This window comes from Burkholderia sp. 10_S31 (genome assembly GCF_056930375.1).
The window spans coordinates 1,093,377-1,116,231 of record NZ_JBXOWK010000002.1 but is presented as its reverse complement, the minus strand read 5'-3'; the positions used below and the strand labels follow the sequence as shown (position 1 = coordinate 1,116,231).

General features: G+C 67.0%; 19 protein-coding genes. 10 read left to right on the top strand and 9 right to left on the bottom strand.

Annotated features, from left to right (window positions below; genetic code table 11):
* Nucleotides 1-7: 7 nt before the first annotated feature.
* Entirely contained in the window at nucleotides 8-2,113 is a 2,106-nt protein-coding gene (locus AC1Z3W_RS19535; RefSeq protein ID WP_483508284.1) for a TonB-dependent siderophore receptor, read from the bottom strand.
* Nucleotides 2,114-2,514: 401 nt separating this feature from the next.
* Between AC1Z3W_RS19535 and AC1Z3W_RS19530 the strand changes: the two genes are divergently transcribed.
* From AC1Z3W_RS19530 to AC1Z3W_RS19490, 9 genes are all read left to right on the top strand, one after another.
* Nucleotides 2,515-4,095 carry an acetolactate synthase large subunit gene (locus AC1Z3W_RS19530; protein WP_057928788.1) on the top strand — a complete coding sequence of 527 codons (1,581 nt, stop codon included), beginning with the start codon at nucleotides 2,515-2,517 and terminating at the stop codon, nucleotides 4,093-4,095.
* A gap of 49 nt (nucleotides 4,096-4,144) precedes the next feature.
* Complete coding sequence (locus AC1Z3W_RS19525; protein ID WP_124834784.1) at nucleotides 4,145-4,957, top strand: SDR family NAD(P)-dependent oxidoreductase; 813 nt, start codon at nucleotides 4,145-4,147, stop codon at nucleotides 4,955-4,957.
* 15 nt (nucleotides 4,958-4,972) lie between these two features.
* On the top strand, nucleotides 4,973-6,010 hold the full coding sequence (locus tag AC1Z3W_RS19520) for a WD40/YVTN/BNR-like repeat-containing protein (protein WP_483508282.1): 1,038 nt from the start codon (nucleotides 4,973-4,975) through the stop codon (nucleotides 6,008-6,010).
* A 17-nt stretch (nucleotides 6,011-6,027) separates the two neighbouring features.
* Nucleotides 6,028-6,543, top strand: a complete 516-nt coding sequence (locus AC1Z3W_RS19515; RefSeq protein ID WP_057928791.1) for a VOC family protein — start codon at nucleotides 6,028-6,030, stop codon at nucleotides 6,541-6,543.
* A gap of 50 nt (nucleotides 6,544-6,593) precedes the next feature.
* Complete coding sequence (locus AC1Z3W_RS19510) at nucleotides 6,594-7,199, top strand: amino acid synthesis family protein (RefSeq protein ID WP_124834782.1); 606 nt, start codon at nucleotides 6,594-6,596, stop codon at nucleotides 7,197-7,199.
* A gap of 27 nt (nucleotides 7,200-7,226) precedes the next feature.
* Nucleotides 7,227-8,105 carry an alpha/beta fold hydrolase gene (locus AC1Z3W_RS19505; protein WP_173938511.1) on the top strand — a complete coding sequence of 293 codons (879 nt, stop codon included), beginning with the start codon at nucleotides 7,227-7,229 and terminating at the stop codon, nucleotides 8,103-8,105.
* A gap of 3 nt (nucleotides 8,106-8,108) precedes the next feature.
* Nucleotides 8,109-9,740 carry a bifunctional 3-(3-hydroxy-phenyl)propionate/3-hydroxycinnamic acid hydroxylase gene (locus AC1Z3W_RS19500; protein WP_057928794.1) on the top strand — a complete coding sequence of 544 codons (1,632 nt, stop codon included), beginning with the start codon at nucleotides 8,109-8,111 and terminating at the stop codon, nucleotides 9,738-9,740.
* Nucleotides 9,730-10,062, top strand: a complete 333-nt coding sequence (locus tag AC1Z3W_RS19495) for an NIPSNAP family protein (protein WP_057928795.1) — start codon at nucleotides 9,730-9,732, stop codon at nucleotides 10,060-10,062. The genes AC1Z3W_RS19500 and AC1Z3W_RS19495 overlap by 11 nt, the downstream gene beginning before the upstream one ends.
* An 84-nt stretch (nucleotides 10,063-10,146) precedes the next feature.
* Nucleotides 10,147-11,598 (top strand): NAD-dependent succinate-semialdehyde dehydrogenase, encoded by a 1,452-nt coding sequence (locus AC1Z3W_RS19490; protein WP_483508281.1) that lies wholly within the window; start codon nucleotides 10,147-10,149, stop codon nucleotides 11,596-11,598.
* Between the two features lie 54 nt (nucleotides 11,599-11,652).
* On the opposite strand, the gene AC1Z3W_RS19485 is transcribed toward AC1Z3W_RS19490, so the two are convergent.
* On the bottom strand, nucleotides 11,653-12,381 hold the full coding sequence (locus tag AC1Z3W_RS19485; protein WP_057928797.1) for an IclR family transcriptional regulator: 729 nt from the start codon (nucleotides 12,379-12,381) through the stop codon (nucleotides 11,653-11,655).
* Nucleotides 12,382-12,694: 313 nt separating this feature from the next.
* Here AC1Z3W_RS19485 and AC1Z3W_RS19480 point away from each other — a divergent pair, with 313 nt between their 5' ends.
* Entirely contained in the window at nucleotides 12,695-13,750 is a 1,056-nt protein-coding gene (locus tag AC1Z3W_RS19480; protein WP_483508280.1) for a porin, read from the top strand.
* Nucleotides 13,751-13,813: 63 nt separating this feature from the next.
* On the opposite strand, the gene AC1Z3W_RS19475 is transcribed toward AC1Z3W_RS19480, so the two are convergent.
* The 7 genes from AC1Z3W_RS19475 to AC1Z3W_RS19445 all read right to left on the bottom strand — a co-directional run bounded on the left by AC1Z3W_RS19475 (nucleotide 13,814) and on the right by AC1Z3W_RS19445 (nucleotide 22,803).
* Entirely contained in the window at nucleotides 13,814-14,962 is a 1,149-nt protein-coding gene (locus tag AC1Z3W_RS19475; RefSeq protein WP_057928799.1) for a porin, read from the bottom strand.
* A gap of 194 nt (nucleotides 14,963-15,156) precedes the next feature.
* Nucleotides 15,157-15,720, bottom strand: coding sequence for a cytochrome b (locus AC1Z3W_RS19470; RefSeq protein WP_057928800.1), 564 nt, complete (start codon nucleotides 15,718-15,720; stop codon nucleotides 15,157-15,159).
* 149 nt (nucleotides 15,721-15,869) lie between these two features.
* The gene (locus AC1Z3W_RS19465) at nucleotides 15,870-17,234 is read right to left on the bottom strand and encodes an aspartate aminotransferase family protein (RefSeq protein ID WP_057928801.1); all 1,365 of its coding nucleotides are present in this window, start codon (nucleotides 17,232-17,234) and stop codon (nucleotides 15,870-15,872) included.
* A gap of 55 nt (nucleotides 17,235-17,289) precedes the next feature.
* Entirely contained in the window at nucleotides 17,290-18,735 is a 1,446-nt protein-coding gene (locus AC1Z3W_RS19460; RefSeq protein ID WP_175826808.1) for an aldehyde dehydrogenase family protein, read from the bottom strand.
* A 268-nt stretch (nucleotides 18,736-19,003) separates the two neighbouring features.
* Nucleotides 19,004-20,443, bottom strand: coding sequence for an APC family permease (locus AC1Z3W_RS19455; RefSeq protein WP_057928803.1), 1,440 nt, complete (start codon nucleotides 20,441-20,443; stop codon nucleotides 19,004-19,006).
* A 285-nt stretch (nucleotides 20,444-20,728) separates the two neighbouring features.
* Complete coding sequence (locus tag AC1Z3W_RS19450) at nucleotides 20,729-21,673, bottom strand: helix-turn-helix domain-containing protein (RefSeq protein ID WP_057928804.1); 945 nt, start codon at nucleotides 21,671-21,673, stop codon at nucleotides 20,729-20,731.
* A gap of 428 nt (nucleotides 21,674-22,101) precedes the next feature.
* On the bottom strand, nucleotides 22,102-22,803 hold the full coding sequence (locus AC1Z3W_RS19445) for a FadR/GntR family transcriptional regulator (protein WP_124834775.1): 702 nt from the start codon (nucleotides 22,801-22,803) through the stop codon (nucleotides 22,102-22,104).
* Between the last annotated feature and the right edge of the window lie 52 nt (nucleotides 22,804-22,855).

Here is a 22,855-nt window from a genome sequence, read left to right as displayed (position 1 = left end):
ATTCGACCTAGAACGAGTAAGCGAGCGACGCGAACAGGCTGCGCGGCGCGCCCGGCGTGACCCACAAGCTGTTGTACGAGCTGACGTAGGTCGTGCGATTGAACAGGTTGTTCAGCACGACCGACGCACGCAGATGCTTGTCGAGCTGCACGTAGCCGTTGAGCTGCACGGTCGCGTAGGCGGGCAGCGCGAAGCCGTCCTGCGTGTTCGCGGTGTTGCCGGCGCGGCGCCCGACATAGATCACGCCCGTGCCGACCCCCGCCTTCTCCGCGAACGGCAGCGCGGTTTCGTACATGAGCAGCGCGCTGCCGCTCAGGCGCGGTATGTCGACGAGCCGCGCGCCGGGCGTCAGCACCGTATCGCGCGTGACTTCGGCATCGACATACGCGAGGTTGACGATGCCGCGCAGGCCGTGGCCCAGGTCGCCGTTCCATTCGAATTCGACGCCGCGGCTGCGCACTTCGCCGGCCGCGCGCGAAAAGCCGGCATTCGCCGGATCGGCGGTCAGCACGTTGCGCTTGTTGACATGGAACGCCGCGACGGTTGCGAGCCAGCGCGTGCCGGCCCATTTCGCGCCGGCTTCGTAACCATGCCCTTTCTCGGGATCGAACGCGCGGCCGTCGGCATCGGCGCCGTTGTTCGGCCGGAACGAGTACGCCGTGTTCGCATACAGCGACAGCGCGGGGCTCATTTCGTACACGACGCCGATGCGCGGGCTCAGCGCGGTCTGCAACTGGCTGGTCGTCACGCCTTTCAGGCGGTTCTCGACCGACTGGTGGAAGCGATCCCAGCGCAGCCCGGCGAGGATTTTCCAGTGCGGCCCGAACGCCAGCGTGTCCTGCGCGTAGACGCCTTGCCCGTCGTCGCGCTCGAGCAGGTTGGTCGCGGTGCGCAGCGCGGGCGCCGGCTGGCCGTAGACCGGATCGAAGATGTCGATCGCATACGGCGCGGCGGCGGTCGGCGTCGAGCGCGCAACGAACTGGTCGTAGTTGAAGCGATACGCATCGACACCCATCACGAGCGTGTGGCCGATGCCGCCGGTGCGGAACTTGCCGGTCGTTTCGAGCCGGCCTTGCAGGTCGTTCGAGTGAAACGCGACCTGCCGATAGCGGCGCCATAGCGTGCGGCCGTCCGGCTGCAGCGAGAATGCCTCGGACGAGCGTCCGGACAGGTCGGTGTCGCGCTGTGCGAAGCCGGCGTTGATCGACCAACGGGCATCGATGCGATGCTCGAGCGTGAACTGGTGGCCCGTGTTGCGCACGTCGTAGTCGCCGTCGCGCGGCTCGCCGAGAAAGCGCGACGCCGGGATCACGCCGAGCTGGCCGTTTACCGCCACCACGCCGCGATCGAGCGGCGCGCGCTGGCGCATGCTTTCGAACTCGTAGTGGAGCGTCGTGTCCGTGCCGATGTCCCACGTGAACGAGGGGGCGAACAGGTAGCGTTTGCTCGACACCGTATCGCGGAAGCTGCCGTTGTTCTCGTTCATCGCGACGAAGCGGTACGCGAGCGATTTCGTGACGGGCCCGGTCGAATCGAGCGTCTGGCGCAGCGCGCCGTAGCTGCCGGCCGACACGCCGATGGTGTTCGAGCGCGCGAACTGCGGCTGTTTCGTCGTGTAGCTGATGAGCCCGCCCGGATCGCCGCGTCCGTACAGCGCGGACGCGGGCCCCTTGAGCACTTCCATGCGCTCGAGGGTGGCGGTGTCGCGCGGGACGCTGATCCCGCGATTCCATGAGAAGCCGTTGACGAGGTAGTCGGTGCCCGAGGTGTTGCCGTCGCCGGCGAAGCCGCGTACCGCGTAGTTGTCCCACAGGCCGCCGAAGTTGTTTTGCCGCGCGACGCCCGCGACCCAGTCGTACAGGTCTTCGCCGCGCGTCGCGGCCACTGTCTTGATCAGTTTCGTATCGACGCTGCTGACCGCGAACGGGATCTCCATCACGTCCGTCTCGGTGCGTGTCGCGCTCGTCGATTCGGGCGCGCGAAACGGCGCGCTCGCGCGTTGCCCCGAGACCTCGATGGCGGGCAGCGACAACTCCTGCGCATCGGCTGCGCTCAGGCCGGCCGTGCCGACGACGATGGCCATCGGTGCGGCCGCCCAGTTCTTCCTGCTCATACCCCGTCCTTTGATGTGATCTGCGTTCGGGCATGGCCGATGACCTCGCGCCGACGTCCGTGTTCCAAACAGTACATTCGCGCGGAAATTTAATGCAAATGAGAGGCATTTGCAATCGTAAGCTTGGATCCAGGCGTGCAATGCGAAGCAACCGGCAACGGGACGGCGGTCGCGGGCGTTTGCTCGATCGCTCTTGTCGCTAAATTCCGAATGGCGGGAATTTTGTTAACCCTTAGCGATGTGTGGAGAGCCGGGGGCTGGTGAATTTCCCCGTAAATACGCGACGCAGATCGGGTTAACGTGGATCGTGTTGCCGCGGCGGCGACGCTTTTGATGTTTGACAAATCCCGTATTTCGGGATTAAAGTCAAATCCATCCCATTCAAACCGTCGAGCTGCCGCATGAACATCCCACAGTTGGACATCGATACCGAAACACGAAGCGGAGCGAGCGTCGTGCTCGAGACGGCGCGCGATGCCGGCGTCGACGTCTGTTTTGCCAATCCCGGCACCACCGAGATGCCGTTCGTCGGCGCGCTCGACACCGTGGCGGGCGTGCGTTCGATCCTCGGGCTGTTCGAGGGCGTCTGCACGGGCGCGGCGGACGGCTATGGCCGCATGGCCGGCAAGCCGGCGATGACGCTGCTGCATCTCGGGCCGGGCCACGCAAACGGCATCGCCAACCTGCACAACGCGCGCCGCGCCCGCACGCCGATCCTGAACATCGTCGGCGATCACACGCGCGACCATCTGAAGTACGACGCACCGCTCACGTCGGACATCGAGTCGCTCGCCCGCCCCGTGTCGGTGTGGTACCGCAGCGTCGCGCGCGACACGGATCTCGCGACGGATACGGCCGATGCGATCTCGGCCGCGATGGGCGCGCAGCGCGGCGTCGCGACCCTCGTGCTGCCGGTCGATCTCCAGTCGGCCAAGGTGCGCGATGCGGTGTCACCCGCCGTCGTTCGCCCGGCCGAGGTGTCGTTCGACCCTGCGCAGGTCGAGCGGGTCGCGGATCTGCTGCTCAGCGGCCATCGCGCCGTGCTGTTGATGGGCGGCCGTGCACTGTCGGCTCGCGGGCAGCGCGCGGCGGCGCGCATCGCGGCGGCGACCGGCACGACCTGCTTCAGCGAGACCTTCCCGGCGCGCGCCGAGCGCGGCGGCGGCCTGCCGGACATCGACCGGCTGCCTTATTTCCCCGAGCCGGCGCTGGCCGCGCTGGCTTGCCGGCGCGTGGTGCTGGCGGGCGCGCTTCCGCCCGTCACCTACTTCGGCTACGAAGGCATTCCGGGTGAACTCGCGCGGCCCGAGGACATCGTGACGCTCGCCGCAGCGGGCGACGCGGCCGACGACGCGCTCGAAGCGCTGGCGGACCGCATCGGCGCACCGGAGAACGCCGACGGCGTGCCGGTCGAGCGCTGGCAGGTGGAAGAGGGGCCGCTGACGCCGCAGGCCGTCGGCCGCGTGCTGGCGAACGCATTGCCCGACGAGGCGATCGTGTCGATCGAGGGCGGCACGTGCGGCTATCCGTTCGTGACCGCATCGGCACGCGCCCGTCGTCACACGATCCTCACGAACACGGGCGGCGCGATCGGCCAGGGTTTGCCGGTCGCGCTCGGCGCCGCCGTCGCGTGTCCGGAACGCCGTGTGTTCGCGCTGCAGTCCGACGGCAGTGCGCAGTACACGATCCAGGCGCTGTGGACGATGGCACGCGAGCGTTTGCCGATCGTGATGCTGATCGCGTCGAACCGGCGCTACGGCATCCTGCAGACCGAACTCGCGCGCAGTGGCCTGCCGGCCGACACGCCGCACGCCAGCCGCCTGACGCTACTGGACGATCCGCCGATCGACTGGCTCGCGCTGTCGCGCGGCTACGGCGTGCCGGCCGAGCGCGCGAGCACGACGCAAGCGCTCGCGCAGGCGCTCGACGACGCACTCGCCCATACCGACGGGCCGAGGCTCATCGAAATGTGCCTGTCCTGATCGCGCCACTCGCTTTTCCCTTCAATCCCGACTCTCACCTTTCATCGCTATGGATCTGCAACTCCACGGAAAAGCCGCGTTCATCACCGGCGGCAGCATGGGCATCGGCAAGGCAGTCGCGCTCGAGCTGGCCCGCGAAGGCGTCAACGTCACCATCGCCGCGCGGCGCATGGAACACCTCGAAGCGGCCGCCGCCGACATTCGCGCGGAACTCGCGCCGCTGGGCGACACGGCGGGGGCGATCCTGCCCGTCACGGTGGACACGACCGACATGGCGTCCGTCGAGGCGGCGATGGCCGCGAGCGTCGAGCGCTTCGGCCGGCTCGACATCCTGCTGAACGGCGCCGCGCATCCGGGCGGCCTCGTGCGGGCGGAGCTGGAAAACGCCGACCCGCAGGGGCTGCTCCAGGACATCGACATCAAGGTGGTCGGCTACCTGCGTTGCGCGAAGGCGGCCGCGCCCTACATGCGGCGCAACGGCTTTGGCCGGATCGTCAACATCGGCGGCCTCACGGGCCGTGGCAGCAAGCAGCTGTCCGGCATGCGCAACGTGGCGATCGTGCACCTCACCAAGACGCTGTCCGACCAGCTCGGCCCGTTCGGCATCACGGTCAACACGATTCACCCGGGTGTGGTCGAGACGCCGCACATCCACGAACTCTACGAGAAAGAGGCGCAGAAGCAGGGGCTCACGGCCGCGGAGGTCGAGGCGAACTACGTGAAGGTCACGCCGATCCGGCGCGTGCTGCAGCCGGAAGAAATGGGGTGGATCGTCGCGTTTCTCGCATCGCCGAAATCCGGGTCGATCACCGGCGAGTCGATCGGCTGCGACGGCGGGCTCACGCGCGGCATTTTTCTCTGACACAAGGAGCATTTCATGACCGCAACCGTACTGGTCGCCACGGCCGGGCAAGGCATCCTGCGCTCGAACGACGATGGCAAGACCTGGCATCGCCTCGGGCTCGCCGAACCGATCGAATTCGACGGCATCGTGCGCGCGCTCGCGGTGGATTCCGCGACGCCGTCGCGCGTCTATGCGGGCGCTGATGCGGGGCTGTGCATCAGCCAGGATGGCGGCGCGCACTGGTTTCGGCCCGAGAACGTGCTGAACGGACAGACTGTCTGGTCCATCGCGATCGATCCGGCGAACCCCGCGGTGCTCTATGCGGGCACCGGCGCGCCGTCACGCGCCGCGCTGTACAAGTCGAGCGACGCGGGCCTGACGTGGGAGCGAACGGCGCCCGAGTTCCCCGAGTTTTGCGCGGGCGTCAATCGCCCACGGCTGCTGACGATTTGCGTGGATCCGGACGACGGCCGCAACGTCTGGTATGGCGTGGAGGAGGGCGGTGCGTGGCGCAGCCGCGATGCCGGCGCGAGCTGGACGCGCGTGGACGGCCCCGGCACGGCGATCCGCAACAGCGACATTCATGCGATCGCCGTGCTGTCCGCCACGGCGGACCGGCCCAAAACCACCGTGCTGCTGACGGTCAACGCGGTGTACGTGAGCGAGGACGACGGGCAGACCTGGGACGCCAAGGCGTCGCGCGACCGCTTCGACGGGCTCTATTACACGCGTACGGTCGTGCAACTGCCGGAGCCGGAAGGCGACCTGCTGATGGCGATCGGCGACGGCACGCCGGGCACCCGCAGCCGCATCTACCGCTCGACCGATCGCGGCTACGCGTGGCACGAAGCGGATCTGCAAACGCCGCCGAATTCCACGTTCTGGGCATTCGGCGTCCATGCGGCCCGGCCGGCGCTCGTCTATGCGGGCACCAAGTACGGGCACCTGTTCCGTTCGCGCGACGGCGGCCGGAACTGGACCAAGGAATGGCGCGACTTCAGCGAGATCACGGCCGTCGCGTGGACGCCGTTCGAAGCGCCGCTCGTTGCCCACGCGCAGTCGATCAATTGAATTGAGCGGAGCGAACGATGACACCGTCCGACATCCAGCAACACGCCGAGCGCGCGAACGCGAGCGGGCTGCCGCTGCCGACGCCGCGCGTGCAGCGCACCCACCTGTCGCTGTTCGTGCGCGACCCCGTGCGCTCGAGCACCTGGTATGCCGAGGTGCTCGGCATGACGGAAACCGCGCGCGGCGAGCAGTGGGTGTTCATGTCCTTCGGCCAGAAGCACCATGACATCGCGCTGATTCGCGCGGCGTCCGACGCGGAGCTCGGCACGATCGGCCTGCAGCACTACGGGCTCGAGATCGCCGGCGGGTTGACCGAGCTGCGTCGCCTGTACGGCATGCTGATCCGCCGCAACGTGCCGATCGTCAAGATCACCGACCACAAGGTCGGGATCGGCGTGTATTTCGCGGACCCGGACGGCAACCGCCTCGAATTTTTCTGCGAGACCGTCACCGACGACGAAGAGGGCAAGCGCGTGCTGCACCGGTACAACGCGCCGAGCGACCCCGTGCAACTCGAGCCGCTGTTCGACTGATGCACCGGCCTTTCATTTCCGCATAACCGACATTGAATAGAGGATTCCTGATGAGCAAGATCACAAATTTCGAAGGCTTTCATATCCGCAAGTGGTACACGCAGATCGAGGATTCGCTCGCGAACGAAACCGGCCAGCTCGCGGACGGCGAGCCGCTGCGCAAGATCGTGATCGCCGCGGCCGTTCACAACCCGTATGCGGGGCGGTTCAGCGAAAACCTCGACGACCTCGTGCGCCCGTCGCCCGCGCTCGGCAAGGAGTTCGCGCGGCGCATCGAGTCGCTCGCGGCGGGCCGTGCGATCGAGAGCTACGGCAAGGCTTGCCTGGTCGGCTCGGCCGGCGAGTACGAACACGGCAACGCGTTCCTGACGTCGATCTTCGCGGAGCCGATCCGCGCGGCGCTGGGCGGCGGGAAGTCGTGGGTGCCGTCGAGCGGCAAGCGCGGCCCGATCAACACGGTGATCGACGTACCGCTCGCGCACAAGGATGCGCTCTACGTGCGCTCGCACTACGACACGGTGACGTGCCTGTTCCCCGATGCGCCCAACGACGACGAAGTGCTGGTGATCTTCGCATTCGCGACGCGCGGCCGCCTGCATGCACGGCTCGGCGGGCTGAAGGCGAGCGAGATCGTCGGCCGCGACGGCCTGGTCTGATCACGGATGCAGGCCGGGGAGCACATGATGAATACGGCATCCGTCAAGGATGGGTGGGTCGACAGCGATGGGCTGCGGCTGCACTACGTGAGCTGGGGGCGCGACGATGCGCCGGCCGTGGTGATGCTGCACGGCTTGCGCAGTTACGCACATACGTGGGCGCCCGTCGCCGACGCGCTGGTCGACCGCTACCGGGTCGTCGCGCTCGATCAGCGCGGACGCGGACGGAGCGACTGGGATCCGCAGCGTGACTATTACGCAGCGGCCTACGTGCGTGATCTCGACGCGTTGGTGCGCGCGCTGAACCTGAAACGATTCGTGCTGGTCGGGCATTCGATGGGTGGCGCCAATGCGTTCGTCTATGCCGCGGCGCAACCGGAACGGCTCGCCGGCCTCGCGATCGAGGACATGGGCCCGGGCGCGTCGGCCGGTTCGCAGGGCTCGGAGCGCATCAAGCGCGAGCTGAAGGAAACGCCGGACGCGTTCGCGTCGTGGGACGAGGCGCGTGCGTTCTGGCGGCGCCAGCGGCCGAACATCACGGAATCCGCGCTCGATTCGCGCATCGCGCACTCGCTGAAAGAGGCCGGGCAAGGGCGGATCGTATGGCGTCACGACGCCGACGGGATTGCGGCGGCGCGGCTCACCGCAACGCCGGAGCAACTCGTCCATCTGTGGCCGCTGATCCTCAACCTGCACGTGCCGACCCTGTTGCTGCGCGGCGGCGAATCGGATTTCCTGTCCGCGGACGTGGCGGCCGAAATGACGGCCGCCAATACGGGAATCGAGCGGATCGATATTCCCGGTGCGACGCATTACGTCCATGACGATCAGCCGGCCGCGTTCAATCACGCATTGCGCACCTGGCTCGATCGCCTGGACGATCCGGCGTGGCGGGCGGGAGTCTGACGAATGAACATGAACCATGCGAACCGGACGTCGGTCGCGATCGTCGGCGCGGGGCCGAACGGTGCGGCGATGGCGAACCTGCTCGGCCTCTATGGCATCGCGACGGTGATCATCGAGAAGGCGCCGCAGATCGTCGAGTTTCCGCGTGCGGTCGGTATCGACGACGAGGCGCTGCGGCTGTTCCAGACCGCGGGCCTCGCCGACGAACTGAGCCGTGACATCATCCAGAACGTGCCGCTGCGCATGTTCAAGGCGAACGGCGAATGCTTTGCCGACATCCGTCCGTCGATGCGCGAGTTCGGCTGGTGGCGGCGCAACATCTTCATGCAGCAACTGGCCGAGCGAACGCTGCGCGACGGGCTGGCGCGCTATCCGCACGTGTCGCTGCGCACCGGCGAAGAAGTGGTCGGCATCGATCAGGATGACGAAGGTGTCACGCTGCAGGTGCGCCGCGCCGACGGCCAGCACTACGCGCTCGAGGCCGACTACGTGGTGGCGGCCGACGGCGGCCGCAGCCCGATGCGCGAATGGCTGGGCGTCAAGCTGGCCGGCACCACCCATCCGATGAAATGGGTCGTGGTCGACGTGAAGAATGCCGGGCTCGACCAGCCGTGCACGGCGCTGAACTGCGACCCGCGCCGCCCGAACGTCTGCATCTATCTGCCGTTCAATTTCCGGCGCTGGGAGTTTCTCGTGTTCCCGCACGAGGACGAAGAGGCGATCGCGAAACCGGAATCGATACGCGCGCTGATCGCGCCTTACGTCGACGATGTCGACCGCCTCGAGATCGTGCGCGCCCGGACATACACGCACCATTCGCGCGTGGCCGAAAGGTTCGTCGTCGGCCGCGTGGCGCTCATCGGCGATGCGGCGCACCTGACGCCGCCGTGGATCGGCCAGGGCCTGAACGCCGGGTTGCGCGACGTGGGCAATCTCGCGTGGAAGCTAGCGGGCGTGGTCAACGGCGCATTGCATCCCGGCGTGATCCACACGTACGAATCGGAGCGGCGCGATCACGCGAAGGCGATGATCGACCTGGCGGACACGTTCGGCGCGATGCTGATGCCGACCAACCGGCTCGTCGCATTCCTGCGCGATCGTTTCCTCGGGCTTACGCGTTACGCACCGGGCCTGAAGGATTACATCCTGCAGATGCGTTTCAAGCCGATGCCGAGCTATACGCGCGGCGTCGTGCTGCCGGGCGCGCCGGACACCGCAGTCGGCAGGATGATCGCGCAGCCGGACGTCGAGACGGCCGACGGCGTGCGCCGCAAGCTCGATGACGTGCTGGGCCCGTGGTTCTCGATCGTCGGCTGGCAATGCGATCCGCAGGCCTGCCTGAGCGACGACGATCGGGCGTACTGGGCGGCGCTGGGCGCGACCTTCGTCCAGGTCAACCGCTCGCGCAGCGGCACCGGCCGCGCGGGGCGGCTGGCCAGCGGCCACGGCAGCACGTGCGTCGAAGACGTCGATAACGCACTGGCCGACTGGTTCGACCGGCATGCGGGCCCGCTCGTGGTGGTGCGCCCGGATCGCTATGTGGCCGCGCAGACGGATGCGGTGGGGATGGCTCGCGTGACCGAAGCCTTTCAGGCGTTCGCGCCGCGACAACGAGAGGAAGCACATGTTTGTTGAGCAACGCACCTATACGCTGGTGCCGGGCGGCGTCGCCGAATATCTGCGCGTGTACGCGGAATGCGGGCGCACGGCGCAGGAGCAGGCGCTCGGCACGATGGTCGGCTGTTTTGCGACCGAAGTCGGGCCGCTGAACCAGCTTGTCTATCTGTGGGCATTCGATTCGCTGGACGATCGTGCGCGGCGTCGCGCCGCGCTGATGGCCGATCCCGAGTTCAGGACGTTTCGCGGCAAGGTCCGGCATCTGCTCGTCAGGCAGGAAAACCAGATTCTCCGGCAGGAAATCGGCGGCCTGTTGCGTGCGCCGAGCCCGGCCGCGTGATGCGATCGCCGCACCGTCCGCGCCCATCGTGCAGTCTCTACCGAGGTATCCGTCTTGATTCCATTTACACCGCTGACATCGCGCATGACGCCTGACGCGCAACGCGATTACGCTCCGCTCCATCTGTATGTCGATGGCCGGTTCCTGCAGGCCGACGGCCGGCGCACGCAGCCCGTTCTCGATCCGGGAACCGGCCGCGTGCTCGGCGAACTGCCGCATGCGACGCCGGACGATATCGACGCCGCGGCGCGCGCCGCGCATCGCGCGTTCGCGGCGTGGCGGCGCGAATCGCCGCTTGCGCGCTCGGACATCCTGCGCCGCGCCGCTGCGCTCGTGCGCGAGCGTGCCGAATCGATCGGCCGTCATATCACGATGGACCAGGGCAAGCCGCTTCGCGAGGCGATCGCCGAGGTCATGTCGTCCGCCGAACAGCTCGAATGGCATGCGGAAGAGGGGCGCCGCACCTACGGCCGCGTCGTGCCGTCGCGTTCTCCCGACGTCGCGCAGACGGTTTTGCGGGAACCGATCGGCGTGTGCGCGGCGTTCTCGCCGTGGAATTTCCCGTTCAGCCAGGCGATGCACAAGATCGCGGCCGCGCTTGCGTCAGGGTGCACGCTGGTGCTGAAAGGGCCCGAGGAATCGCCGAGCGCGATCGTCGCGCTCGCGCACATCTTTCACGATGCCGGATTGCCCGCGGGTTGCCTGAACATCGTCTGGGGCGTGCCGGGCGACGTGTCGAAGCAGCTGATCGAGTCGCCGCTGGTGCGCAAGATCTCGTTCACCGGCTCGGTGCCGGTCGGCAAGCAGCTGGCCGCGCTTGCCGCGTCGCACATGAAGCGCATGACCATGGAGCTGGGCGGGCATGCGCCGGTGCTCGTCTGCGCGGATGCGGACATCGAGCGCGCCGCGACGATGCTGGCCGCGTACAAGTTTCGCAACGCCGGGCAGGTGTGCGTATCGCCGACGCGGTTTTTCGTGCAACGCCCGGTGTTCGAACGGTTCGTCGCCACGTATCTCGACGCGGTCGGCCGGATTCGCGTCGGCTACGGGCTGGAAGAGGCGACCACGATGGGGCCGCTCGCGCATGCGCGACGCGTATCCGAGATCGACGCCTTCGTCGCCGACGCAAGGGCGAAAGGGGCCGATATTGCCGCGGGCGGAACGGTCTTGCCGGGGCCGGGGCACTACTTCGCGCCGACGGTCGTGCTGGGTCCGGCGCGCGACACGCGCCTGATGAACGAGGAGCCGTTCGGCCCGATCGTCGGGATCGTGCCGTTCGACGCGCTCGACGATGCGCTCGCCGAGGCCAACCGCTTGCCGTTCGGACTCGCGTCGTATGCGTTCACGGCGTCGGCGCGCAACGCGCACCGGATCAGCCGCTCGCTCGAGGCCGGCATGGTCAACATCAATCACTTCGGGATGGGGCCGGCGGAGATCCCGTTCGGCGGCGTGAAGGACAGCGGCTTCGGCAGCGAAGGAGGAACGGAGACGTTCGACGGCTACCTGGTCACCAAATTCATCACGCAGATGAACTGACGGCGCGCACGCCGACGATCACGGGTGGCGTCGCGCGCGATGCCGCGCGAATGCTCAGGTGGCCGCGCCGATCCGTGCGGTGGCGTCGATCAGGAGTTTGCCGAGCACATGCTCGTCGAACAGCGCGAAGTGTTCGGCGCGAAAGACCAGCGACAGGCTGCTGTTGATTTCGCCGCTGCTGGCGGTGCGAATCGGCGCGGCGATGCCGACGAACCCTTCGTCGAGCTCGCCGCGCGAGATCCAGTAGCCCGTGTCGACGATCTGCTGGCAGGCGCGCCAGAATTGCGTCCAGTCGGCCGCGAACTCGCCGAGCTCGGCGTTGTGCCGTTCGTGCAGGCGCTTCAGGCGCGCGCGCGACATCGCGGCCACGATCACCTTCGACGACGCACCCTGGAACAGCGGCATGATGCGGCCGCGGCCGAAGCCCAATTGCAGGTTCTCCGCGCCGGTTTCGTGCATGACGTTGATGATCTGCTCGTCGAACAGCGTCGACACGAGCGCGTCGCCGCCGGTGACCTGAACCAGCTTCTGGATGACGGGTTTCGCGGCGGTGAGCGTCGGGTCCGACTGCCGCATGTTGTAGTCGAGATGGATGATGCGCGGGCCCAGCGTATAGCGGCCGTTGCTGCCGACGAGCAGGCCGACGGAGGCCAGTTCCTTCACGTAGCGGTAGCACGTGGTTCGCGAAAAGCCCATGTGTTCGGCGATTTCCTCGGCCGTCATCGACGTCGCGGACGAAGAGAAGACGTCGAGGATGGACAGCATTTTGGTGAGGCTCGACATGACGTGATCCGGGATTCAGACGGCTTGCGGCAATGAAACGGGAAGGACGAATTCGGTTCGGGCTGCCGGGCTGCGGCACGGCGTGCGGCACCGGGGGCGACAGGGCCGTAGTCTAACTTATGTCGCGCGGGCGGCAACCTGAACCGCATGAGCGAAGTTCGGGAAGCGGTCCGGATGCGGTGAATTGGATCGCCTCGCCGTCTATTGATAGGGAATCCTATTTTAATCGTGAAAATCATGCCGGATCAATGCCGTTGCCGTGCCGGTCGGTTCACGGGCGCATCGACCGGGAAAATTCGATGAGGAGAAGAAGATGAAAGCGTGGTTCCGGATGGTGGCGTTGTGCGGTTGCGGTGCGGCTGCACCGGCGTTCGCCCAATCGAGCGTGACGCTCTACGGTTCGCTGGACACGGGCGTGACCTATACGAGCGACGTGGCGTCTGCCCCGCGCGGCGGGCGTCAGCTCGCGTTGCAGGCGGGCGTGTCGCGCAACGACGTGTGGGGCCTGACGGGCAGGGAGGATCTCGGCAGTGCCAACTTCGCCGTGTTCCGGCTCGAAAGCCAGTTCCAGACGTCGGACGGCACGCTGACCGTGCCGGGCTCCGCGTTCAGCTCGCAGGCGTACGTCGGGCTCGGCGGCGATTGGGGCACCGTGACGCTCGGGCGCCAGTTCGATTTCGTCGGCGATCTCATGCCGGCCTTCGCGGTCGCTGCGAACACGCCGGCTGGCCTACTCGCGTGGGGGTTGCCGACGAATGCGTCGGCGGGCGGTGCGCTCGACAACCGCGTGTGGGGCGTTCAGGTGAACAACGCCGTGAAGTACGTGAGTCCGACGTTCGGCGGTATCGCGTTCGGCGGCATGTGGGGCTTCGGCAACGTGCCCGGCTCGGTCGCGCGCAGCAGCGTGCAAAGTGCGATGCTGTCCTACACGCAGGGCGCATTCAGCGCCGCGCTCGCTTATTTCGACCAGCACGACGTCACCGGCGGCGGCAATCTTCGCAACTTCTCGGGCGGGGCCGGCTACAACTTCGACCGGCTTCGCGTCTTCGGCATGGTGTCCGACGTTCGGATCAGCGCCGCCGCGCCGCTGCGGGCAACCACCTACGACGCCGGGCTGACCTATGCGCTCACGCCGTCGTTGCAGCTGGGCGGCGGCTTCCAGTTCCAGCAGCGCGGCGGCGACGTCGGCTCGGCCAATCAGGTCACGTTGAGCGCCGATTATTCGCTGTCGAAGCGTACCGGCCTGTACGCGGTGTTCGCACGCGGGCACGACAGCGCCTATGGCGCCCAGGTCGAGGCCGCGCTCGGCGGCGCGGCGGCCGGCTCGACGCAGACCGCGGTGCGTGTCGGGGTGCGGCATCAGTTCTGACGGCACGGGAAAACACGGGCTGCCGCGCACGCCGCGCGCGAGCCCGTGCGTTGCCTGACGGGTTCAGAAGCGATGCATCATCCCGACGCGCAAGGCCAGCTGATTGCGGCCCGACGACTGCCCGGCGGTGCCGAGCACGTGCGCGTAGTCGAAGTCGGTGCCGGTGTTGCCGGTTGCATGCTGGTACGCGCCCTGAATGTACGTCGAGGTCCGCTTGCTGAGGTCGTAGTCGAGCATCATCGACAGCTGGTGCCAGCTCGGCGATGCGTCGCCCGCCGCCGTCGTGACATGTGCGTGCGTATAGGTATACGCCGCGCCGAACCAGAAGTCCGGCCGGAAGAAATACTGGCCGTTGACCTCGAAGTTGTCGAATTTCCACGCGTTCTGCGAGCCCGTCGCCGGCTGGTTCGCGAAGTACAGATTCGACTCGGGGTTGTACACGTCGACGTGCGAATACGCGGCGGACAGCGTCAGCTTGTCGCTGAACTTGTACGACGCGCCGGCATCGATGTTCTGCTGCGAGCGGCCGCTGAAGACCGTATCGTCGCTCGACAATGCGCCGCCTGCGCTCGCGCCGCCGTTGTTGGCCTTCAGATACGCGACTGCTGCGGAGAACGCGCCCATCTGGTACTGCACCGCGGCGCTGTAAACACGGTTCCTGGCAAAGCCGCCCGCCTGGTTCGAGAGGCCGTAGAGCACCTCGCCCTTGAAGCCGGCGTACGCGGGCGACACGTACTTGACGCTGTTCTGGATGCGGTAGTCCCAGTCGGCATTGTCGTTGTCGTACGGGTGGGCGCCGAAGTCGCCGAGCCAGTTGCCGGTGGACGTAAAGGAGCTCCACATATCGAGCGTGGGATCGTACTGGCGGCCGAGCGTGAGCGTGCCGAACCGGTCGGAATCGAGCCCGACGTAAGCCTGCCTGCCGAACATCCGGGACGTGACGCCGAGCGCCCCCGTGCTCGCGTTGAAGCCGTTCTCGAGCTGGAAGAGCGCCCTCAGTCCGCCGCCGAGGTCTTCCGTGCCTTTCAGCCCCCAGTTGCTGCCGACGGTATCGCCGCTGACCATCTGGTAGGCCTTGCTGCCGCCCGCGTTGCTCGTGAAATTGATGCCTTCGTCGATCAATCCATAGAGCGTCACGGTGCTCTGCGCGTATGCCGTGAGGCTGAATCCCATGGCGCCGGCGGTCGAAACGACCACAATCATCTTCTTCATCGTCGATCTCCAGTTGAGGGCCGGTAGGGCCGTGCGGTGCTGTTTTCGATGACGTGCGGGTACGCCGGACGATCGAAACGGTCCGCTTGTAGTTAGTAAAACGAAATGTATGAAATCAAAGAGATCGGGTCGCTGTCGTCGAGCGGCCCGAACGTCGAACGTTGCCGGGATCGCGGCAACGCAGTGGAGCGGTGTTACAGCATGCGGCGCAGTACGTCGTTCTCGCGATTCGAGTCGAAGAACCGGTGTTTCAGCGCGGCGAGAATATGCAGCACGACGAGCACGAGCAGCGTGTAGGCCAGTGTCCGGTGCAGCCACTGGAATGCCTCGAACCAGTGGTCGTTCTTCGGCAGCAGCTCGGGCACGCGGAAGAAGAAGAACGGCACGCCGTCGCTCTGCGTATACGTGCTGGACATCGAATAGCCCATCAGCGGCACGATGATCGCGAGCGCATACAGCAGGTAGTGCGCGATCTTGGCGAGCTTGCGGTCCAGCTTCGGCAGGCTCGCCGGCAGCGGCGGCAACGGCTTCATCGAGCGAATCGCCAGTTGCGTCAGGACCACCAGCAGCGTGAGCACGCCGAACTCCTTGTGGGTCGGGTAGTACCAGTCGAACTTGGCCGGCAGGTTGTCGTCGAGCCGGACCATCGTCCATCCGGTCCAGAGCTGCGCGCCGATCAGGATCGCCCTGGCCCAGTGCAGCAGCCGAAGCGCGAGCGGATATTTCTCGACCGTGAATGCAATGGCCTGGTTTTCCATTTGGCTAGTCTTCCTTGAAAGCGAAATTGCTACGGGCGGGACGCCGATCGTCATTTCGACGTCCCGTGGCGATCTTCGTCGAACCCGAGCCGGATCGCGATGCGCACGAACCTTCGACGAAAGATCCGTGCGCCCGGCTGTCCCAGCGGTCAGGCGATCGATCGCGAATCCGCGCAGCACTCCTGCAGCGCCTCGCGCAGCGTTACCGCGATGAAGTCGGCCTCGTCCTGCTGCAGCGTCAACGGCGGCGACATCACGACCTTGTTGGCGATCGCCCGGACCAGGACCCCGCGCCTGCGCGCGGCATCGGCCACGCGCGCCGCGAACCCCTTGCCCGGATCGAGCGGCGTGCGGCTGGCCTTGTCGGTCACGAGATCGAGCGCCAGCATCAGCCCCTTGCCGCGGACGTCGCCGACGGTCTCGAAGTCGGCTTTCAGCGGCAGCAGTTGCTCGAGCAGGCGCTGGCCGACCCGTGCCGCATTGCCCGGCAGATCCTCGGCTTCGACGATGTCGAGCACCGCGAGCGATGCGGCGCACGCGAGCGGATGCCCGCTGTACGTATAGCCGTGCATGATCACGTGCGAGAAGCCCGCGCCATGTTCGATCGCCTGCGCGATGCGCCCGTTGTACAGCGTCGCGCCGAGCGGTACGTAGCCGGCGGAAATGCCCTTGGCGACGCACAGGATATCGGCTGCGACACCCCATCCACGGCTGCCGAGCATGCTGCCGGTGCGGCCGAAACCGGTAACCACCTCGTCGGCGATCAGCAGGATGCCGTTCCGGTCGCACACAGCGCGCACGCGCGCCCAGTAGTCGGCGGGCGGGACGATCAGGCCGCCCGCGCCCTGCACCGGCTCCGCGACGAACGCGGCGATGGTCTGCGGGCCGTGGAACGCGATCGTTTCCTCGAGTTGCCGGATGCAATGCTCGACGAGTTGCTGCGGATCGTCGCAGTTCCACGGGTTGCGATAGAGCCACGGCGTGTCGAGCAGCACGCAGCCGGGCAGCAGCGGACCGTGATTGTAATGGTAGACGCCGTTGCCGCCGATCGACGTGCCGCCGACGTGCACGCCGTGATAGCCGTTGCGCAGCGACAGGAACTTCGTGCGCGACGGCTCGCCTGCGGCGACCCAGTACTGGCGCGCCATCTTGAGCGCGGTCTCGACCGCGTCGGAACCGCCGCTGCCGAACATCACCCGCTGCATGTCCTCCTGCGCGAACATCGCGCACAGGCGGTCGGCCAGGTCGTACACGCGCGGATGGGCGACGCCGTCGAAGGTCTGGTAGTAGGACAGCTCGTCCATCTGGCGAGCGATCGCGGCCTTCACTTCCGGTCGGTTGTGGCCGACGTTGACGTTCCAGAGTCCGCCGACGCCGTCGAGCATGCGGTGACCCTCGACGTCGTATACGTAATTGCCGTCGCCGCGCTCGATGATCACGGTGGGGGTCGTGTGCCCGGCGGCTGCCGAGCTCATCGGATGCCAGAATCGCTTTTGTCGCTTTTGATAGTCCATGGTCTTTCTCTCACGAAGTGCTTGAACACAGTGCGGCGCAGCGTGCGCCGCGGGATCACAGGGCTGCGCTGATGATCTTTTCCTCGAGGTACGAGTCGAGCGCGGCCTTCGACAGGTCGCGTCCGATCCCGCTCTGCTTGGTGCCGCCCCACGGCAGGCGCGCGTCGATCGGGCTCCATGCATTGATGGCGACCGCGCCGACGTCGAGCCGCTCGGCGACACGGTGCGCGGTGCCGATGTCCTGCGTCCAGACCGACGCGGACAGGCCGAACGGCGTGTCGTTGGCGATGCGAACGGCTTCGTCCTCGGTGTCGAACGGCATGACCATGCCGACCGGGCCGAACACTTCGTCGCGGGCGATCCGCATGTCCGGATGCACGCCGCCCAGAATCGTCGGGCGCATGAAGCAGCCGCGCGGCGGCACCTGTTCGTCGCCCGCGAGCATGACCGCGCCTTCGGCGAGCGCGCTGTCGACGTGCGCTCGCACGCGTGCGAGGTGACGCGGGTTGATGAGCGCGCCCATCTGCACGCCGGGTTCCGACGGCGGGCCGACGCGGATCGCGCGGGCGGCGTCTGCGAGGCGTTCTTCGAGCGCGTGCGCGATCGAGCGGTGCGCGAGCACGCGCGAGCCGGCCGCGCACGTCTGCCCCTGATTCGCGAACATGCCGGCCATCAGCGACGGAATGGCGCGGTCGAGATCGGCATCCGCGAAGACGATTTGCGCTGCCTTGCCGCCGAGCTCGAGCGTGACGCGCTTGAAGGTCCTGGCCGCTTCGGCGGCGATCGCACGGCCGACTTCGGTGCTGCCCGTGAAACTGATCTTGCTTACGAGCGGGTGCGCGACCAGCGCGGCGCCGACTTCCGAACCGACGCCGTGGACGATGTTGACGACCCCGGCGGGAAGGCCGGCTTCGCAAACGAGTTCGCCGAGCCGGGACAGGGCAAGCGGCGTGTCCTCCGACGGTTTGATGACCACCGGGCAGCCGGCCGCGAGCGCCGGTGCGAGTTTCCACACGGCGATCATGAGCGGCGCATTCCACGGGATGATCTGCCCGGCGACGCCGACCGGCGCACGCCGCGTGTAGTTCAGTGTCGGGCGGCCCATGAAGCCGTCGGTCGGAATCGTGCGGCCCTCGAGCTTGTCGGCCCAGCCGGCGAAGTAGCGCAGCGTGTCGATGCTCATCGGGATGTCCATCATGCGCATTTCGGCAAGCGGACGTCCTTGTTCGACGGCCAGGCATTCCGCCAGCGTGTCACGGTCGCGCTCGATCAGGTCGGCCAGCCGAAGCAGCCAGCGCGCCCGGGCCGAGCCGCCCGCGCGTGCCCATGCGTCGTCGTGCAGCGCATCGTGTGCGGCACGCACGGCACGGTCGACGTCTTCGGCGCTCGACGCCGGCACGGCGGCGACGTAGTCGCCGGTCGCCGGCGCCAGCTTTTCGAAGGTGCGGCCGGCAGATGCGTCGCAATGCCGGCCGCCGATCAGGTTCTGAATTTTCATCATGGTGTCCGTATTTCACAGGGGCGAGTCGTCGGGCCGTGCCGGTCGAGGCGATGAGGGCTGCCACGGCACGGCTTCAACGTCGGATCCACTGTATGTCGATGAAATGGCCGGCCTTGTCCGCTATCGGCAATCGTTGCCGCACGACCGGGATAGGGAATACCCGCGCAGGGGCAGTGCCGACGCGATGGATCGCACGCCGACGGCGAGACAGTGTCAGGGGTGGGGCAAGGCGATGCCGGTGCCGTGTGCGGCACCGGCCAGGCGGAGGTTACGGCGTGGCGCGTCCGAGCTCGCGATACAGGTCGGGATCGCTGCGCTTCAATCGCAATGCGGCACGGATACCGAGCGCGCCGATCGCGAGCAGGAAATACGGAAACATCGCGACGAAGGTCGAATCCGATCCGCTCAGCACGGACAGGTTGCGCACGACCAGCACGAGGCACGCGCCGAGTGCGATCACGCTGACGAGCGGCGCGATCAGGCGGTGCACCACGCTCGCATCCCGATGGTCGCGCGCGAAGAACGCGATGACCGAGGCTGCCACGAGGATCTGCACCGCAATGATGCCGATCGTGGCCAGCGCGCTCATCCACGAGAACACGACGGCGAACGGATCGAGGCGGAAGGCGGCCGAGCCGACGATGGCCGCGAGTGCGATCAGCGTCTGCACTTTGCCGGCGACGTCGGGGCAGCGATGCACGGGGCACGTATGGCCGAGCTTGCGCCACAGCACGCGTTCACGGCCCATCGCGTAGAAATAGCGCGTGATCGTGTTGTGGAACGACAGGATGGCCGCGAAGAGGCTCGTGACGAGCAGCACGTTCATCGCGTCCGTCGCGATGCCGCCGAGCAGCCGGCCGCTCACCGCAAACCACAGATTGGCCGGATCGCGGGCCGCCTGCGCGGCAATCTGGCCCTCGCCCCACGCCTCGACGATCGCCCACGACGACAGCGCGTAGAACACCATGATGAGGATCACGGCCAGGTACGTGGCGCGCGGGATCGTGCGCTTCGGGTCGCGGGCCTCCTCGGAGAAGATGGCCGTTGCCTCGAAGCCCATGTACGAGCCGAGGACGAACACGAGCGCGGTGCCGAGCCCGGGGGCAAACACCATCGCGGGGCTGAACGGCTTCGCGCTGAAGCCGCCGGCGCTCGCGCCGTGCGCGACGATCGCGAGATCGAGCAGCATCACGATCGCGATCTCGCCGATCATCAGCATGCCGAGCAGCCGGCCGCTGAACTCGATGCGTCGCGCGCCGCAGAAGTGGACCGCGGCGACGCAGGCGAGCGCGAACGCCCACCACGGCACGTCGACGCCGTAGTGCCGCTGGATGCTGTCGTTCAGGAAGAAGCCGAACATGCAGTAGATCGCGATCTGTACCGCGTTGTACGCGACGATCGCGACGAACGCGCCGCCCACGCCGGCGGGACGTCCGAGCCCGTTCGCGATATACGCGTAGAAGGCGCCCGCATTGGAGATGTGCCGGCTCATCGCCGCGTAGCCGATGCTGAAGATCAGGTACATGATGCCCGCCAGCACGAATACGCCGGGCACGCCGGGACCGTTGCCGAGCGAGAACGCGGCGGGCGTTGCGCCGACCATCGCGGTGAGCGGCGCGGCCGCGGCGACGACGAAGAAGACGATGTGTGAAAGTCCGACGGCGTTTTTGCTGAGCCCCGCTTCGGACCGGGATGACAGTTCGTTCATGAGTAGTCCCGCTGACCGGGTCGTCCGTCAGGAATCGACCGCGGCATGCCTGATCAAAGTCCCTGCGTCGCGGGCCGATCCTGACGATCCGGCAGCGATGGCTGCCGTTTGCCGGCGACACAGGTATGCGCTTCGACGGCCGCCCGGTGAGGCGCGCGCAGCGCGCGAGCGAGCCGACGACAAAATTTACGGTGCCGAAATACCGGACGTTGTCCGCTATCGGCAATCCGCATGCATCGGGCGGCAGGGGATTACCCGGATGCGGGGCGCCGCATAGGCGCGGCCTCAGCTCAGGCGGGGCGTGTGCGACGGTAGCTCGTGGAAATGTTGCTGGTAGTAGGAGGAAAAGCGTCCGAAGTGGCAAAAGCCGAATTGCGCTGCCGCATCGCCGATCCGCATCGTTTCGGGTGTCGTCATCAGGAAGCGTCGGACGGCGTTCAGCCGGATCGAGCGCAGGTAGGCCGTCGGCGTGGTGCCGACGACGTTCTGGAAGCTGTATTGCAGCGTGCGGCGGCTGATGCGAAGGTGATGGCAGAGATCGATGACGGTCGGTACGTCGTCGCTTTCCAGCGCGATTTCCTGGCTGCGGCGAACGATGTAGCTTTGCGTCGATGCCGACGGCAGCGCACCGGCATCCGGGTCGTCGGACTGCACGAGGTCGAGCAGGATGCCGACGACGCTATGCGCGAGCACGCGTTCGTCGAACGCATCGCGAGTCGTGAGCGAGCCGCTGTCGAGCGCCTGGCAGAGCACGCGCTCGAGGCCGTCCAGCGCATTGCCGTAGCGCGCCGGCGAGATCGGGAGCACCGGCTGCTTCAGGATGCGCGCCGGCAGGTTCGCGAGTTCGTCGAGCCCGCGATCGGCCGTGAGCGTGCGATCGATCGTGAAGGCGAGCACTTCGGTGTCGCACGGAAGATGCGCGACGAACTCCTCGCCGCCGCGCAAGGTCAGCAGGCTCGGACGCTCGACGGTGCGCCCCTGCACCACCGGCGCGACGGTACTGGCGATCGGCAACGCGAAGCAGAGGCGGTCGCGCGGCGCCAGGCCGTGCTGCATCACGCGCTGGTTGATGCGTTCGCGAAAGACGTGAAAGCGCTGGCCGGCGACCTGGCGCAGCGTGGTCGTGGCGGTGCCGGGACTGATCTGGTCGTAGTGCTGCGACCAGTTCACGATCGCCTGGGAATGGAGGAACACATCCGAGAAGCGCAGTGTTTCAGCGTGCAGGTTCATGGTATGGCCAGTGCGTCTCTTCTCAAATTCGATGCCAGCCGAAGCCGGCTCATGCTGCCCGGGCGCGAGCAGCACGGTTGCGCAACGCGCGGTCCGTCTGTCGTCTCCCGGCCGGGATCGTGCAACCCGATCGGTGCCGACGATCATATCCAGAAATAAAACGTCGGGTGGACGCGTTGGCCGGCGCCTGCCGCTGGCCGCGTCACCTGCAGGCGTTGCGTCGCGGATGGCAACGGGCGGCTGCAAGGAGAATGAAATAAAAATCCGAAATGCGGGACAATTCAGATTGTAGTCCGCTTATAAACGTGAAATAAATTATATAAATCCCATTATAGGGGATTTGATTTAATTTTTGAGATCGGGTTTACACACGGTGCCGTGTGACGCGCTGCAAAGGGCGCGAACGCGTGCAGGCAGCCGTGTGCGGGTCAATCCGGGTCGGATTTCAGGCCGCCGTCGATCCATCGCGCTTCGGACGCGCGCAGATGGGCGCGGATGGCCGTCTGGGCCGCGATCGGGTCGCCGGCCTGCAACGCGTGGAGCACGTCCTCGTGCTCCTGCACGGCGGCAGTCCAGGTCTGCGGATTCTCGGCGTGTCCGCGCATGGCCGCCGCGATCGGGTCGTGGCGGCTGTCGAACAGTTCGCCGACGAAGCGGGTCAGCACCGAATTACCGGCGGCTTCCGCAATCAGCATGTGGAACTGCCGATCGGCCTCGACGGGCGATTTGCCGGCCTCCGCGAGCCGCTTCATGCGCTGGACCGTGCGGCGCAGCCGGTCGAGCATCGCGGCCGTCATCCGCGCCGCGGCCAGCGCGGCGACGCTGCCTTCGATGGCCGCGCGCGCCTGCATCAGTTCCGACGGACTGTCGCCCAGCGTGGCCATCGGGCCGACATCGTCGGCCGCCGTATCGCGGACATAGACGCCGGAGCCCATCCGGATCTCGATCTGGCCGCCGATTTCCAGTGCGATCAACGCTTCGCGCAGCGACGGGCGCGAGACGCCGAGCGTCAGCGCCAGTTCGCGCTCGGGCGGCAGGCGCTCGCCGACGACGAATTCGCCCTGACGAATCAACGCGACGATCTGGGCCGCGACCGATTGGTAAAGCCGCTTTGGTTCTGTCGATTTCATTCGATGGATCTTTGTCAATACGCTTTCCGCGCAGGCGCGCGTGGTCGAGTCT